Genomic DNA, 14,192 nt, shown 5'->3' with positions numbered 1-14,192 from the left:
CGGCTTGAAATACGTATGGCGGTTTTCTTCTCTCCCGCATTGTTCCGGGCGGCGCTGGTGCCGACCCTTTCCACACTCGCCGCCGGCGCCCTTGGCGGCCTTGCCTTCCAGGCGCTCAATTTCCCGGCCCCCTGGATGTCCGGCGCCCTCATCGGCGCCACCGCTCTGGTGCTGTGCAAGCGGCCGGCCATGATGCCCGAGCCCTTGCGCTTCCTGTGCTTCCTCATCCTCGGCAGCTCCATGGGAACCGCGCTCTCGCCGGATATGCTGGCCCAGGCGGCCACATGGCCCGTGAGCATGGCCTTCCTCGCCATCAGCCTCGTGGGGGTGATGGCGGGGGTGACCCTGTTCCTCATGAAGGTCGCCAAGTGGAACCTGGAGACGGCCTTCTACGCCTCCGCGCCCGGCGCGCTCTCCACGGTGCTCGCCATGGCGGCGGCGAGCGGATCCGACATGCGCCGCGTCGCCTTCGCGCAGACCATCCGCATCTTCCTGCTGGTGGCGCTGCTCACCCAGATCCTTGGAAATGCCGGCGCCGGCCACGGCCCGGTCATGGCGGCCCCGCCCGCTTCCTCGCTCACCGACATCGTCGTGCTGCTCCTCACCAGCCTTGCGGGCGGGCTCATCGCCGCCAAGCTGCGCGTCCCCGGCGGGCTGCTGGTGGGCGCGCTCGCCGGTAGCGCTGTGCTGCACGCGGCAGGTTTCTCCGACGCCCGGCTGCCGGACGTGCTCCTGGTGCCGGCCTTCATCGTGCTGGGATCGAGCGTGGGCATCCGCTTCCAGGGCACCACGTGGGCCACCTTGCGCGACTGCCTCCTCGCCTCGCTCGGTGCCTTCCTGGTCGCCATGGCGGTCTCGGTGGCGTGCGCGCTGGCCGCCGCATGGCTGACGGGGGATGATCCCGGCAAGCTGGTGACCGCCTTCGCGCCGGGCGCGTTGGAAACCATGACCGTGCTGGGCTTTGCCCTGGGCTACGACCCCGCTTTCATGAGCGCGCACCACATCTTCCGCTTCGCCGGGCTCTCCGTGGCGCTGCCGCTTCTGGCGCACCTGATGTTCCAGGTGCGGCGCAAGCTCTGACCCTGAAGGCCAGCTTCAACCTCACAGGTTCGTGTTGGGTGGCGCCGTTGCGCGAATCCTGTGCATCGCCGCACAAAGCAGAGCCGGCGGTTGGGCCGGTGCACCGGAACGGGAAGATCAGATGTCCTTCATCGACGATTTGGCGCTGCTCGCAGGGCGGCTCCTGATGGCCGCCCTGCTGCTGCCGTCCGGCTTCAGGAAGATCACCGATCTCGGCGGCACCACCGCCATGCTGGGCCGCATGGGCGTGCCCTATCCCGACATCCTCTCCATCGTCGCCGCCGTGGTGGAGGCGGGAACGCCGATCCTGCTGATCCTTGGGCTCCTGCCCCGCATCACCGCCATCCTGGCGGGCGGCTTCGTGCTGGTGGCGACCCTCATCGCCCATCGCTTCTGGGACATCCCCGATGCGGGCCCGGCCATGATGCAGCAGACCCAGTTCCTGAAAAACATGGGCATCATCGGCGGCCTGATGTTCTATTTCGTCGCCGGCCCGGGCCGCTTCGCGCTGGGCAGGAAGGGATAGACCCCGTTCCTCTTCGTCGTCATGGCCGGGCTCGACCCGGCCATCTCGCAGAATTCTTGGAGATCCCCGGGTCGAGCCCGGGGATGACGGCCTCAAGCGGAAGCGCCGAACCTGTGCAATCCCGCGCCGTTGGTGCGCAGCCAGGCTTCCGCCGTGCGCCGGCCGGGGAAGATACGCTCCACATTGCGCCAGTAGCGCGGGCCGTGATTCATCTCCAGCCGATGCGCCACCTCATGGGCGGCGAGGTAGTCCAGCACGTGCGGCGGGGCGAGGACGAGCCGCCAGGAGAAGGACAATGCCCCGTCCGCCGAGCATGAGCCCCAGCGGCTCGACGTGTCGCGCAGGGTGACCGGGCCGGTCTCCACCTTCAGCGCCACCGCATGCCGGCGTACCGCCTCGATGAGGTCCGCGCGCGCCTGCCGCTTCAGGAAATCCAGCACCCGCCGGGACAGATGCGGCGCATCGCCGGCGACGCACAGCAGCATCTCGCCGTCCGCGCCGGGCTCCACCCAGCAGGTGCCCCGCGCGCCGGGGCGGTGGACGATGTGGTGCGGCTCGCCGCGCAGCGGTATGATCGCGCCGTCCACGAAGGGCACCGTCTCCGGCAGGCGCACGAGACGGGCCCGCACCCAGGCGGCATGGCGCTGCACGAAGGCGGCGGCGGTGGCGAAGGAGACGCCCGGCGGCGCGGTGACGGCAACGTCACGTGTGGCGGCGCGCACCCGCAGCGTCAGGCGGCGGGCCGAGGGGTGCCGGCGCACGGCGACGCGCACCACCTCCTCATCGAGCGCAAGCTCGATCCATTCCGGCGCCCGCACGGGGGGCGTCCTGTCCTGCCTGCGAAAAAGCATGGCAATCCAAGGGAAACGGGTTCTGGCGGAGACCCTGCGCGGCTTTGCCGGCGCGGGGAATCGCTTTCGATCCCATCCTAGGATGCGATTGGCGCCCATGGAAAGGGGGCGCGAACGGCGCCCCCATGGGGATGTTTGACCGGAACGGCGCGCCAAGCTTCAGGTGGTAACGAGGCGCGGCCGCAGGGTGGTGACGGTGGCGCCCTCGCTCGTGCCCTCGGTGCGGCGCGGCAATTCCTGGCTCAGGATGAAGTCGGAGATGCGCGGGGCGATCTCGGCGCGGAAGCGCGAGCCGTTGAACACGCCGTAATGGCCGACCCCCGGCTGGAGCCAGTGGGCGCGCTTGTCCTCGGGCACGTTGGTGCACAGGCGATGGGCGGCAAAGGTCTGGCCGACGCCGGAAATGTCGTCCTTCTCGCCTTCCACCGTCATGAGCGCCACGTTGCGGATGGCCTCCAGGCGCACGGGCTGGCCGCGATGGGTCATCTCGCCCTTGGGCAAGGCATGGGTGACGAAGACCTTCTCCACGGTCTCGAGGTAGAAGGCCGCGTCGAGATCCATCACGGCGAGGTATTCGTCGTAGAATTCCCGGTGCTTCTCGGCCGAATCCCCGTCGCCCTGGATGAGGTGGCGGAACAGGTCCGCATGGGCGATGAGGTGGCGATCCAGGTTCATGGTCATGAAGCCATTGAGCTGGAGGAAGCCGGGATAGACCTCGCGCATGGCGCCGGGATGGGGCCAGGGCACGTTGGTGATGACATTGCGGCGGAAGAATTCCGCGCCCCGCTCCACCGCCAGCTGGTTCACCGCCGTGGGGGATTCGCGGGTGTCGATGGGCCCGCCCATGAGGATCATGGATTTCGGAACGAAGGGGTCCTCCATCTGCTCCATGCGCGCGATGGCCATGGCGACGGGCACCGCCGGCTGGCACACGGCGAGCACGTGGCAGTCGCCGCCCATGCGGTGGAAGATGGAGATGAGATAGTCCACATAATCGTCGAGCCCGAAACGGCCCTCGGTCAGGGGCACCATCTTCGCGTCCGCCCAGTCGGTCACATAGACGTCGTGGGTGGGGAGGAAGGCTTCCACGGTGCCGCGCAGGAGGGTCGCGTAATGGCCCGACATGGGCGCGACGACGACGAGCTTGGGCTGGGGCCGGCGCGGGGGATGCTCGAACGCGCGCTCGAAATGCAGCAGCCGGCAGAAGGGCCGCTCCCACACGGGATTGATATGGACCGGAACCCGCATGCCGCTCACCAGCGCATGGGGCAGGCGCCATTCGGGCTTCGCATAGCGGCGCGTCGCGCGCTCGAACAGCTCGAAGCCGGCCGCCATGGACTTGCCCATGCTGGTATGGGCAGCGGGGTTCATGGGGTTCTTGAAAAAGAGGCGGCTGGCATCGGCCATGGCCCTGGATGGATTGAGCGCCGCGTGGGCCATCTCATATATCCAATAGAGTGGAGCGGAGAGGGTCGTCCCGCTCACGGCGGGCTGCTTAACAGCGCCGCCGAATTCACCTATGGCCATCTTGGAACCTCATCCTCGTTTCAGATGCAGACAGTGTCGTGCGGGTGTCAAACGGTCAATCACGACCAAAGATCCATGAGATGATTTTTCCCATCGTGCACAACTATGCTTGCGCCAAACTCCCTAACGACTAAACAACAGGCAGGCTAGAACGCACGATCACGCTACCACCCGAACGGCATATGACAGTGTAACTTCTTGAATAAAGACGCTTTCCGTCGGTGTATGGTTCCATCTTCCCGTCAAGCTTCGGCCGAGCCCATGATCGCCTCCTCTTCCATCTTCTCAAATTTCCCGCACGGAAGGTCTTTGGGCCTCAGGCTGGACACCCTGATTCGCCTGCGCTGGCTGGCCGTGGTGGGCCAGACCGTGTCCCTGTTCGTGGTCCATGTGCTGCTGGGCTTTCCCCTGCCCGTCATCGCGTGCCTTGCGGCGGTGGCGCTTTCGGCGGTGGTGAACCTGCTGCTGCGGGTGCGCTTTCCCATCGCCCGGCGCCTTAGCGACCTCTCGGCGGGGCCCTTGCTCGCCTATGACGTGCTGCAGCTCACGGTCCTGCTCTACCTCACGGGCGGGCTCAACAACCCGTTCGCGCTGCTCTATCTCGCCCCGGTGATGATCTCCGCCGCCGCTCTCTCCTGGACGACGACGGTGACCCTCGGCCTGTTCGCCATCACCTGCGCGGGCGCCGTGGGCCTCTGGCATGAGCCTTTGCCCTGGTCCGGCCCCGACCGGCCCATGCTGCCGGACCTGTTCCTGGCCGGCATGTGGGTGTCCATCTCGGTCTCCATCGGCTTCATCGGCCTGCATTCCTGGCGGGTGGCGGAAGAGGCGCGCGAACTGGCCGACGCCCTCGCCGCGACCGAGCTGGTGCTGGCCCGCGAGCAGCATCTCTCCCAGCTCGACGGCCTCGCCGCGGCGGCGGCCCACGAGCTCGGCACGCCGCTCGCCACCATCGCTCTGGTGGTGAAGGAGATGGAGCGCTCCATGGCGCCCGACAGCCCCCATGCGGACGACGTCTTCCTGCTGCGCGATCAGGTGAAGCGCTGCCGCGACATCCTCCAGACCTTGACCTCTCTCGGCTCTGGCGATGCCCCGTTCGACCGCATGCCGCTCTCGCACCTTCTGGAAGAAGTGGTTGAGCCGCATCGCAATTTCGGCATCACCATCTCGGTCGCCCTGCCCGAAGACCGGGACGATGAGCCGGTGCTCGCCCGCAATCCCGGCCTCATCTACGGGCTCGGAAACCTGGTTGAGAATGCGGTGGACTTCGCCAAGACACGGGTGGAGCTGGAAGCCCGCTGGACCACCACCCGCATGGAGATCGTGGTGCGCGACGACGGGCCGGGCTTCGCCCCGGAAGTGAGCGACCGCATCGGCCAGCCTTATGTGACGAGCCGCGCCCGTGACCGGCAGGCGCCGGCGGAGGAGGAGAGCGGCCTCGGCCTCGGCTTCTTCATCGCCAAGACCCTGCTGGAGCGCACGGGGGCCACTTTGTGGGTGGAGAACCGCCCCCAGCCGGTCACCGGCGCGGAGGTGAAAATCTCCTGGATGCGCAGCGCGCTCGCCATCGATGCATAAAAACGCGACAAAACGCCACGTTCGGCCCTATTCTCCCCCCAAAGCGGAGTAAAAGCCGCGGCAAGTTCCGCGTCCCAAGGAAGAAAACCATGGTCGAGACCACCCTGCCCGAGATCGAGGGCGAGCGTTCTGTTCTGCTCGTGGACGATGATCGCTCCTTCCTCCAGCGCCTCGCCCGCGCCTTGGAGACGCGGGGTTTCGCTGTCTCCACCGCCGAGACGGTGGCCGATGGGCTGGCCTTGGTGGAAAGCTCGGCGCCGGCCTATGCCGTGGTGGACATGCGCCTCGGTGACGGCACGGGCCTCGACGTGATCTCGGCGCTGAAGAAGAACCGCCCCGGCGCCCGCGCGGTGGTGCTCACCGGCTATGGCAACATCGCCACCGCCGTGACCGCCGTTAAGCTTGGCGCCGTGGATTATCTGGCAAAGCCCGCGGATGCCGACGACGTGGTGGCGGCCCTGATGGCGAGCGGCGACCACAAGCCGTCTCCTCCGGAGAACCCCATGTCCGCCGACCGGGTGCGGTGGGAGCATATCCAGCGGGTCTATGAATTGTGCGGCCGCAACGTCTCCGAGACCGCCCGCCGCCTCTCCATGCACCGCCGCACCTTGCAGCGCATCCTGGCGAAGCGCGCGCCGCGCTGAGGGTCACGCCTTTATGGTGATCCTTGCCCCATGGGGAACTCGCAGCTAAAGTAGTTAAAATGACTACTTTATGTGTGCCGCGACATGGATGAGGTTGTTTCCGCCGCCGATGCCAACCGCAGATTTTCCGTTCTTCTGCGGGGGGTCCGCGACGGGCACAGCTATGTGGTGACAAGCCACGGCCGGCCCGTCGCGCGGATTGTTCCGGCCCATGGCGAGAACGCGTCGACTTCGGGCGCACGGGCACTCCTGTTGGCGCGCCTCGAAAAGCAGCAGGTCATCGAGGCGGGTCGCTGGACGCGCGAAGAGCTTTACGAGGACGATCGGTGAGGGTCGCGCTCGACACCAATGTTCTTGCCTATGCGGAGGGTGTTAACGGACTGGAGAAGCGGGACGCCGCGCTCGATCTGGTGCGGCAGCTTTCGCAGGCACCAACGGTCATCCCCGTCCAGGTCCTCGGCGAATTGTTCAATGTTCTCGTCCGCAAGGCCGGACGGTCGCGCGCTGAAGCCCGCGAAGCGATCCTCGGCTGGCGCGATACGTTTCTCGTGGTTGAAACCTCGCCCGACATCATGGCGGCGGCGGCAGACCTCGCGACGGATCATCATTTCGGCATCTGGGATGCGGTCATCCTCGCCAGCGCCTCACATGTCGGATGCCGGGTGCTTCTCTCTGAAGATCTCCAGGACTCTTTCACCTGGGGCGGCGTAACGGTGGTCAATCCTTTCGCATCACCCGGGCACGCGCTTCTGACAGCGGTGCTCACACCCCCGGGCAGCCGATGATCGCCACGCGCTCGCCCTAAAGCTCCCCCAGCCCCCGCAGCTCCGGGTCATACAGCAAGGAGAGCCGCCCGGCCCCCGCCCGTGCCAGGCGGATGAGCATGGCCTTGCGGGTGGCCGCGGGCAAAGGATGCGCCGGCGCCGGGCGCAGCATCTCGGCCCCGAAGGCGTCGCCCACGAGAATCCCCACGTCGTCGGGCAGGATCTCGGTGGGAAAGTCCGGGGTCACCGCGAAGAACAGACGGTCGCAATGGAAGCGGTATTCCGGCCATTTCACATCGGTGCGGAAATCCGTGACCGAGGACTTGATCTCGATGATGGTGATCTCGCCCTTCAGGTCGATGGCCGTGATGTCCGCGCGCCGGCCGGAGGCGAGGCAGAATTCCGGGATGCCCATGAGCCCGAGCGCCGCGAGGTGCCGCAGCACGCCGCGCTGGAGCGCGAGGGCGGTGGGCGACTGGCGGCCGTCGATCTTCAGGGCCGGCTCGGTGATCACGACGACATCTCCGCTTCCAGCCCCTCCCCGCGTCGCTCCTGCTTGGCGGCGCGCGCCCGCGCGATGGCGGCGTTGAACTCGCCCCCGAACAGGAAGATGGTCGCCGTCAGATACAGGAAGACGAGCGCGATCATCACCGAGGCGAGCCCTGCATAGGTGGTCACGTAATTGGCCGGAAATTCGGCGAGGTAGAAGCCGAAGGCGGCCGCAGCGATGAGCCACAAAGCGAGCGTGATGCCGATGCCCGGCGCCACCTCCTTCAAGGTGCGATGCCCCGCCGCCAGCCATTTGTGGGCCACCACGAGGCCGATGATGAGCACCACGGAGGTGGCGAGATAGCGCGCCAGCGTCACAGCCGGGGCGAGATGCCGGACGGCGGGAAGGTGGATCTCGATGAGCCTCCAGAAGAGGGGCCCGAGCACCACCAGGAAGGACAAGGCCAGCATGCCGCCGGCGCCGATCAGCACATAGACGATGGATTCCAGGCGCAGCCGGTACCAGGCGCGCTCCTCCCGCATCTGATAGGCCCGGTTGAGCCCGATGCGCAGGCTCTCCACGCCATTGGAGGAGAAATAGATGGCGAAGGCGACGCCGAAGGTCAGCAGGTCGGCGCGCACATGATTGACCACGTTGTAGATCTCGCGGGCCAGCGGCTCGGCTACCTGGTCCGGCCAGGTGTCGAGGATGAGCTGGATGGTCTCGTTGGCCAAAGGCCGCAGGTCGAGGAAGGCGGCGAGGGAGGTGACGAAGATCAGGAACGGGAACAGCGACATGAGGATGGACAGGGCGATGTGGCTGGCGATCGCCCATCCATCGTCTGCGACGAAGGTCCAGAAGGCATCCATGACGATGTGGTAGCCGCGCCGCAACATGCCGCTTTTCCGCTCCGTGGTCGTCTCCAGCATCAGTCGCGAACTCATAAACGAGGCAGCCACGGATGGGGAGCGGCCCTGGTTCGTCAGTCAGGCGAGCCGCTTGGACATATAAACCCGCCGCAAGCCCTTCTCCTCCACCCTGTGCGTTTCAGAGTATCCAATGCGAGAATAGAGCTCGATATTTTCCGTCATGGCTTCGTTCGTATAGAGCCTGATGGAGCGATAGCCTGCGACGCGTGCGGCCTGCTCTGCAAACTCCAGCATCGCGCGCCCCAAGCCCGAGCCCTGCGCAGCAGGGGCAACCGCGACGTTATCGAGCAGCATCGCATCATGCTGGGGGATGAGGACGAGAACCCCCTGCACCATGCCGGAGCACTCCACGACGTGCACGCGCCCCTCGTCGATCAGAGCGCTGTAGTCATCCAGCATGGGACCCGGCTTGCGCCCTATCCGGGCCTCATAGCGGGAATATGCGGCCTGGACGATCTCCTGAATGGCCCGCAGGTCATCGTGGGTGGCCGGGCGAGGACTGTGTCTCATCTCCTCACGTTGCTCGGCCGTAATAAGCACTCAGGCTGCGCTCGCGCCTTCGTCCTTGGGCAGATAGCTGGCCCACAGCGCCTTCTCCCCCAGGCTCTCCACGAAAGCCGTGTGGGCGGCGATGTCCTCGGCCGTGAGGCGCGACGGCAGGGGAACCGGGCGCTGGCGGGCGGCGGCGACCTCGGCGGCCACAAGGCGCGGCGCGCTGGTCTCCTCCTCCACGAGGCCCACCAACATGGCCTGCCGACCGCCCAGGAGCTCGCTATAGACCTCCGCCAGAAGCTCGGAATCCAGCAGCGCCCCGTGCTTCACCCGGCGCGATGAATCGATGCCGTAGCGGTTCATCAGCACGTCGAGGCTGTTCGGCCCGCCGGGATGCTTGCGCCGGGCGAGGGCCAGCGTGTCCACCACGCGGTCGCGGGCGATGACCGGACGACCCGCCCGCTCCAGCTCGGCATTGAGGAAGCCGATGTCGAAGGCAGCGTTGTGGATCACCAGCGTGTCGTCGGCGATGAAAGCCAGGAACTCGTCGGCCTTGTCCGCGAACAAAGGCTTGTCGGACAGGAACTCGGCAGAGAGGCCGTGAACGTTGAACGCCTCCTGCGGCATGTCCCGCTGGGGGTTGAGATAGATGTGGAAGACGTTGCCCGTGAGGATGCGGTTGACCATCTCCACGCAGCCGATCTCCACCAGCCGGTCCCCCTTGAGGGGATCGAGGCCCGTGGTTTCGGTGTCGAGCACGATCTCGCGCATTGTCTGTCCCTCAGTCCCGCCGGCCCGGCCCGCTCAAGGCGCGCACGATGCCCTGCACCTGGTGCCGCGCCGCCGAGAAGTCCCGGCTGGTGTCGATGACGAAATGGGCGCGGCGGCGCTTTTCCGAATCGGGCATCTGCTTGCCGAGGATGAGGGCAAACCGCTCCGGCGTCATGCCCGGACGGCCGAGAACCCGCGCGGCTTGCACAGCTTCCGGCGCGCTGACCACCGCCACCGCATGGACACGCTTCTCACCCCCCAGCTCCAGCAGAAGCGGAATGTCCAGCACCACCAGCCGGGCGCCTGAGGCGCGGGACTTGGCGAGGAATTGCTCCTCGCAGGCGCGCACCAGGGGATGGACGATGGCCTCGAGCTGCTTCAAGGCCTCGGGATTGCCGAGAACGCGCTGGGACAGTGCCGGGCGGTCGATCACTCCATTCCGGGCAACGCCGGGAAAGGCGGCTTCCACGAGCGGCACGGCCTCATTGCGGTAGAGATCGTGGACGGCGGCGTCCGCATCATGCACCGGCACGCCCTCGGCGGCGAACAGGCCGCCGGTGGCGGACTTGCCCATGCCGATGGAGCCGGTGAGGCCGAGAATCCACATCCCTTAAGCCTTCCACATGGTTCAGGCTTCCAGCTGGCCCTTGGCGCGCAGATCTTCGACGATCAGCGCGCGCAGGCCCGCATCCACGACGGGCCGCACGCCGAACCAGCGCTCGAAGCCCGGCACCGCCTGGTGCAGCAGCATGCCGAGCCCATCCACCGTGGCAAGGCCCCGCGCCTTGGCGGCCTTCAGGAAAGGCGTTTCCAGAGGCACATAGACCGCATCCGTCACCACCGCATCCACGCGGGCGGGGGTGAGATCGATGTTAAGGGCTTCATGGCCCTTCATGCCCAGCGAGGTGGTGTTCACGATGAGTCCGGCTTCGCCCATGGGGCCGGCGATATCCCCAAGCCCGATGGGATGGACGCGCGGGCCGAAAAGGTCCGCCAACGCTTCCGCCCGCTCCAGAGTGCGGTTGGCAAGCCACAGCTTTTCCACACCCCGGTCCAGCAGCCCGTCGACGATGGCGCGCGAGGCCCCGCCGGCACCCAACACCAAAACTGGCCGACCGGACTTGAACCAGCCGGGCGCGCCCTCGTCGAGATTCGAGAGGAAGCCATAGGCATCGGTATTGCCGCCCATCATGCGGCCGCCCTCGAACCAGATGGTGTTCACCGCTTCCAGCCGCCGGGCGGTCTCATCCGCCTCGTCCACGGCCCGGAAGGCGATCTCCTTATTGGGCGAGGTGACGTTGCAGCCCTGGTAACGGGTCGCGAGGTGCGCGAAGAAATCCGGCGCCGTCTCCGGCGGCACGTCCTCGCGGCCATACTCGCCATCGATGCCGTGCTTCTTGATCCAATAACCGTGCAGCATGGGCGAGCGGGAATAGGCGGCCGGATGGCCGACGACGCAGATGCGGGTGGTCACGAAACAAGTCCTTCGGCGCGCAGGAAACCCAGCAGCGGCAGCAGCGGCAGGCCGAGAATGGTGAAATGATCACCCTCGATCTTCTCGAACAAATGCACCCCGAGGGATTCCAGCTGGTAGCAACCGACCGAGCCGAGAATGGCCGTGCCGGCGGCATCGAGATAGGCGTCGATCTCCGCATCCGAAAGCGGGCGCATAGTGAGGCAAGCGCTCTCCACCGTCTCGAACAGCACCTCCTCATCCTTCACCACGGCAACCGCGGAATGGAGAACATGGGTGCGGCCAGCGAGCCGGGCGATCTGGAGCTTCGCGGCCGCCCGGTCCGGCGCCTTGTGGAAGACGAGGCCACCGAGCGCCAGGGTCTGGTCGGCGCCCACCACATAACGGTCGGGATCAAGCTTTGTGGCACCGGCCAGCGCCTTGGTCCGAGCGAGGAGCCGCGCAATATCATCGGGCGCCGCCTCGGCCGCGGGAGCCTCGGCTTCCATTTTCCGCTCGTCCACGTCGGCGGAGACGATCTCCACCGGAATGCCCGCCGCCTCCAGCACCGCGCGCCGTGCCGCGCTTTTCGAGGCGAGCACCAGGGGGTGGGCGCCGCACCACAGGCTCATGTCTCCACAATGCTCCGGCGGCGGCGCTCATTGAGGTGGCCGATGATGGCGGCGGCGGTCTCCTCGATGGAGCGGCGCGTCACGTCGATCATGGGCCAGGCATTGCGGGCGCACAGGCGGCGGGAGAAGGCCAGTTCCTCGGACACCGCCTCGCGGTCCACATAGGCCGCGCTGGGAGACGCCGCATTCAACCCCAGAAGGCGGTTCTGGCGGATTTCCACGATGCGCTCGGGGCTCGCCACCAGCATCACCACCAGAGGCTTCTTCAGCTTCTCCAGATTGGGCGGCAGCGGCACGTTGGGCACCAGCGGGATGTTCGCCGTCTTCACCCCGCGATTGGCGAGATAAATGGAGGTGGGCGTCTTGGAGGTGCGGGAGATGCCCATGAGCACCACGTCCGCGTCTTCCAGATCCTCGGTCATGTGCCCGTCATCGTGCATGACGGTGAAGTTGAGCGCGTCGATGCGCTTGAAATAGGTGGCGTCCAGCGCGTGCTGCCCGCCGATGCGCGGCTGCGGCTCGCCGCCGAGATAGGCCTGGAAGAGCTGCACCACCGGCGCCAGCACGGAGAGGAAGGGCACGCCCAATTCGCGGCACCGGTTCTTCAGCCGTTCGCGGATGTCCTTGTCCACCAGGGTGTAGAGGACGATGCCGGGATTGGTCTCCACCTCGGTGAGCACCCGCTCGAGCTGCTTCATGGAGCGCACGAGGGGATAGACGTGCTCGATGGGCAGCACGTTGGAATATTGCGCGCAGGCCGCCCGGCCCACATTGATCAGCGTCTCCCCGGTCGCGTCGGAGACGAGATGCAGGTGAAAGTATGCGGGCTGCGTAACCTTCTCGCCACTCACGCGTTTCAACTCCTGAAGGCGGATCGCAGGCTCCTTCGGAACGCGCGATCGCACACTTGTCCACGCCCCTGTGGACGGCGTGTGCAGGAAGGCATGCCCGAAAGGCCCACGCAAGGCGGTCCTGCGGATAGTGGGAATATCCATCCACATTTCAGCCTCTGGGGACGCCACGAAACGCCCTGGCTGTGAACTCATGTGGACGTTCGCCCTGCAGCACGCCCCTTAACCTTTGATTAACCCACTTTGCCGGCGCAAGAACGGCGGTGCGTCATGGTGCCGGAGAGGGGTGTGCCCTGTGGACCGGTTGTCGATGGCGTTGGGAATGGTTAATCAACCGTTAAGACTCAAAAGACTCTCTCTTTAAAAAGATTCCTTTAATTTTAAGTGGGATGGGGAATGACCCGAGCCTCCGCGAGCCGTTCGCCCTTTCTCGCCGTCCTCGATGGAGCCTCGCTCAACCCTCCTCCGCTCTGGATGATGCGGCAGGCCGGGCGATATCTTCCCGAATATCGCGAGGTACGGGCCAAGGCGGGGGATTTCCTCACGCTCTGCTACACGCCCGAGCTCGCCGCCGAGGTGACCCTCCAGCCCATCAAGCGCTTCGATTTCGATGCCGCCATCATCTTCTCGGACATCCTCGTGGTGCCGCATGCGCTGGGCGTCGGCCTGAGGTTCGAGACTGGCGAGGGCCCGCGGCTCGATCCCGTGACCGATGCGGCGGGCCTGGCGCGCCTGTCGGAAACCCTCGATCCCGCGCGGGTGGGACCGGTCTACGAAGCCCTGGCGCGTACCAAGGCGGCCCTGCGGCCCCATACAGCGCTCATCGGCTTCTGCGGCGCGCCCTGGACGGTGGCGACCTATATGGTGGCCGGCAAAGGCACGGACGATCAGGGACCGGCCCGGCTCCTGGCCCTACGCGAGCCGGAGCTGTTCCAGAAGCTCATCGACCTGCTGGTGGAAGCGTCCATCACCCATCTCGTCGGCCAGATCGAGGCGGGCGCCGACGTGGTGCAGATCTTCGACACCTGGGCGGGCGTGCTCGATCCCATCTCGTTCGAGCGCTGGTGCCTGGAGCCCTTGGGGCGCATCGCCGCCGGCATCTGGGCGCGCCATCCCGAGGCGCGGATCATCTCCTTCCCGAAGGGGGCGTCGGTCCAGGCGCTGACCCGCATCGCGGCGCTCGGCGTGAATGCGGTGGGCCTCGACTGGACGGCCGACCGCGCGAGCCTGCGCAAGTTGGGGGAAAAGACCGCGCTCCAGGGCAATCTCGACCCGTTGCGCCTGATCGCCGGCGGGGCGCAGCTCGACGAGGAGATCATCCGCATCCGCAACGACTTCGACGGTCTGCGGCACATCTTCAATCTCGGCCACGGCATCCGCCCCGAGACACCTATCGCCCATGTGGAGCGGATGGTGGAGAAGGTGCGGGACCTCTGACGCCTCCTCGTTTTTGCAGGCGTCATCCCCGGGCTTGACCCGGGGATCTCTCTCCACCCGGTTTCCCGGGAGATGGCCGGGTCAAGCCCGGCCATGACGCGCATTTCGCTGGCCGGGTCTTCCTGCCGCCTTTGCTCGCGCGCGCCGCCCATGGCACAAGCCTGTCG

The 14,192-nt window shown here is 66.6% G+C and carries 17 protein-coding genes; 7 read left to right on the top strand and 10 right to left on the bottom strand.

Annotation, left to right across the window (positions count from 1 at the left end; genetic code table 11):
- The first annotated feature begins 15 nt into the window (after nt 1-15).
- Both ABLE91_RS10170 and ABLE91_RS10165 read left to right on the top strand, forming a co-directional pair.
- Nucleotides 16-1,080 carry an AbrB family protein gene (locus ABLE91_RS10170; protein ID WP_348930701.1) on the top strand — a complete coding sequence of 355 codons (1,065 nt, stop codon included), beginning with the start codon at nt 16-18 and terminating at the stop codon, nt 1,078-1,080.
- 31 nt (nt 1,081-1,111) lie between these two features.
- Nucleotides 1,112-1,606, top strand: coding sequence for a DoxX family protein (locus ABLE91_RS10165; RefSeq protein WP_348930700.1), 495 nt, complete (start codon nt 1,112-1,114; stop codon nt 1,604-1,606).
- Nucleotides 1,607-1,698: 92 nt separating this feature from the next.
- Here ABLE91_RS10165 and ABLE91_RS10160 read toward each other — a convergent pair whose 3' ends face one another.
- A complete protein-coding gene (locus tag ABLE91_RS10160; protein WP_348930699.1) occupies nt 1,699-2,457 on the bottom strand; it encodes a M48 family metallopeptidase in 759 nt (252 codons plus the stop codon).
- 159 nt (nt 2,458-2,616) lie between these two features.
- Nucleotides 2,617-3,984: a polyhydroxyalkanoate depolymerase gene (locus tag ABLE91_RS10155; RefSeq protein ID WP_348930698.1), complete on the bottom strand. Its 1,368-nt coding sequence runs from the start codon at nt 3,982-3,984 to the stop codon at nt 2,617-2,619.
- Nucleotides 3,985-4,245: 261 nt separating this feature from the next.
- On the opposite strand from ABLE91_RS10155, the gene ABLE91_RS10150 reads away from it, so the two are divergent.
- The 4 genes from ABLE91_RS10150 to ABLE91_RS10135 all read left to right on the top strand — a co-directional run bounded on the left by ABLE91_RS10150 (nt 4,246) and on the right by ABLE91_RS10135 (nt 6,991).
- A complete protein-coding gene (locus ABLE91_RS10150) occupies nt 4,246-5,562 on the top strand; it encodes an ActS/PrrB/RegB family redox-sensitive histidine kinase (RefSeq protein ID WP_348930697.1) in 1,317 nt (438 codons plus the stop codon).
- A gap of 89 nt (nt 5,563-5,651) precedes the next feature.
- Nucleotides 5,652-6,206: an ActR/PrrA/RegA family redox response regulator transcription factor gene (locus ABLE91_RS10145; protein ID WP_348930696.1), complete on the top strand. Its 555-nt coding sequence runs from the start codon at nt 5,652-5,654 to the stop codon at nt 6,204-6,206.
- A gap of 84 nt (nt 6,207-6,290) precedes the next feature.
- Entirely contained in the window at nt 6,291-6,536 is a 246-nt protein-coding gene (locus tag ABLE91_RS10140; protein WP_348930695.1) for a type II toxin-antitoxin system Phd/YefM family antitoxin, read from the top strand.
- The gene (locus ABLE91_RS10135; protein WP_348930694.1) at nt 6,533-6,991 is read left to right on the top strand and encodes a PIN domain-containing protein; all 459 of its coding nucleotides are present in this window, start codon (nt 6,533-6,535) and stop codon (nt 6,989-6,991) included. Before ABLE91_RS10140 ends, ABLE91_RS10135 begins: the two co-directional genes overlap by 4 nt.
- Before the next feature lie 16 nt (nt 6,992-7,007).
- Here the strand turns inward: ABLE91_RS10135 and ABLE91_RS10130 are convergent, their stop codons facing one another.
- The 8 genes from ABLE91_RS10130 to ABLE91_RS10095 are packed head-to-tail and all read right to left on the bottom strand — an operon-like array spanning nt 7,008 to nt 12,588.
- On the bottom strand, nt 7,008-7,481 hold the full coding sequence (locus ABLE91_RS10130; RefSeq protein ID WP_348931194.1) for an MmcB family DNA repair protein: 474 nt from the start codon (nt 7,479-7,481) through the stop codon (nt 7,008-7,010).
- Nucleotides 7,481-8,389, bottom strand: coding sequence for a YihY/virulence factor BrkB family protein (locus ABLE91_RS10125; protein ID WP_348930693.1), 909 nt, complete (start codon nt 8,387-8,389; stop codon nt 7,481-7,483). The genes ABLE91_RS10130 and ABLE91_RS10125 overlap by 1 nt, the downstream gene beginning before the upstream one ends.
- A 57-nt stretch (nt 8,390-8,446) precedes the next feature.
- On the bottom strand, nt 8,447-8,899 hold the full coding sequence (locus tag ABLE91_RS10120; RefSeq protein ID WP_348931193.1) for a GNAT family N-acetyltransferase: 453 nt from the start codon (nt 8,897-8,899) through the stop codon (nt 8,447-8,449).
- Between the two features lie 30 nt (nt 8,900-8,929).
- On the bottom strand, nt 8,930-9,652 hold the full coding sequence (gene dnaQ, locus ABLE91_RS10115; protein ID WP_348930692.1) for a DNA polymerase III subunit epsilon: 723 nt from the start codon (nt 9,650-9,652) through the stop codon (nt 8,930-8,932).
- Nucleotides 9,653-9,662: 10 nt separating this feature from the next.
- The gene (coaE, locus tag ABLE91_RS10110) at nt 9,663-10,259 is read right to left on the bottom strand and encodes a dephospho-CoA kinase (RefSeq protein WP_348930691.1); all 597 of its coding nucleotides are present in this window, start codon (nt 10,257-10,259) and stop codon (nt 9,663-9,665) included.
- Between the two features lie 21 nt (nt 10,260-10,280).
- Nucleotides 10,281-11,126, bottom strand: coding sequence for a shikimate dehydrogenase (locus ABLE91_RS10105; protein WP_348930690.1), 846 nt, complete (start codon nt 11,124-11,126; stop codon nt 10,281-10,283).
- Nucleotides 11,123-11,737: a Maf family protein gene (locus tag ABLE91_RS10100; protein WP_348930689.1), complete on the bottom strand. Its 615-nt coding sequence runs from the start codon at nt 11,735-11,737 to the stop codon at nt 11,123-11,125. The genes ABLE91_RS10105 and ABLE91_RS10100 overlap by 4 nt, the downstream gene beginning before the upstream one ends.
- Nucleotides 11,734-12,588: a pyruvate, water dikinase regulatory protein gene (locus ABLE91_RS10095; protein ID WP_348930688.1), complete on the bottom strand. Its 855-nt coding sequence runs from the start codon at nt 12,586-12,588 to the stop codon at nt 11,734-11,736. Before ABLE91_RS10095 ends, ABLE91_RS10100 begins: the two co-directional genes overlap by 4 nt.
- A gap of 396 nt (nt 12,589-12,984) precedes the next feature.
- On the opposite strand from ABLE91_RS10095, the gene hemE reads away from it, so the two are divergent.
- On the top strand, nt 12,985-14,025 hold the full coding sequence (hemE, locus tag ABLE91_RS10090) for a uroporphyrinogen decarboxylase (protein ID WP_348930687.1): 1,041 nt from the start codon (nt 12,985-12,987) through the stop codon (nt 14,023-14,025).
- The last annotated feature ends 167 nt before the right edge of the window (nt 14,026-14,192 follow it).

Source organism: Aquabacter albus (assembly GCF_040049275.1).
Classification (GTDB): domain Bacteria; phylum Pseudomonadota; class Alphaproteobacteria; order Rhizobiales; family Xanthobacteraceae; genus Aquabacter.
Note: the sequence above shows the minus strand (reverse complement) of the source record. Positions and strands in the feature narration are given on the sequence as shown.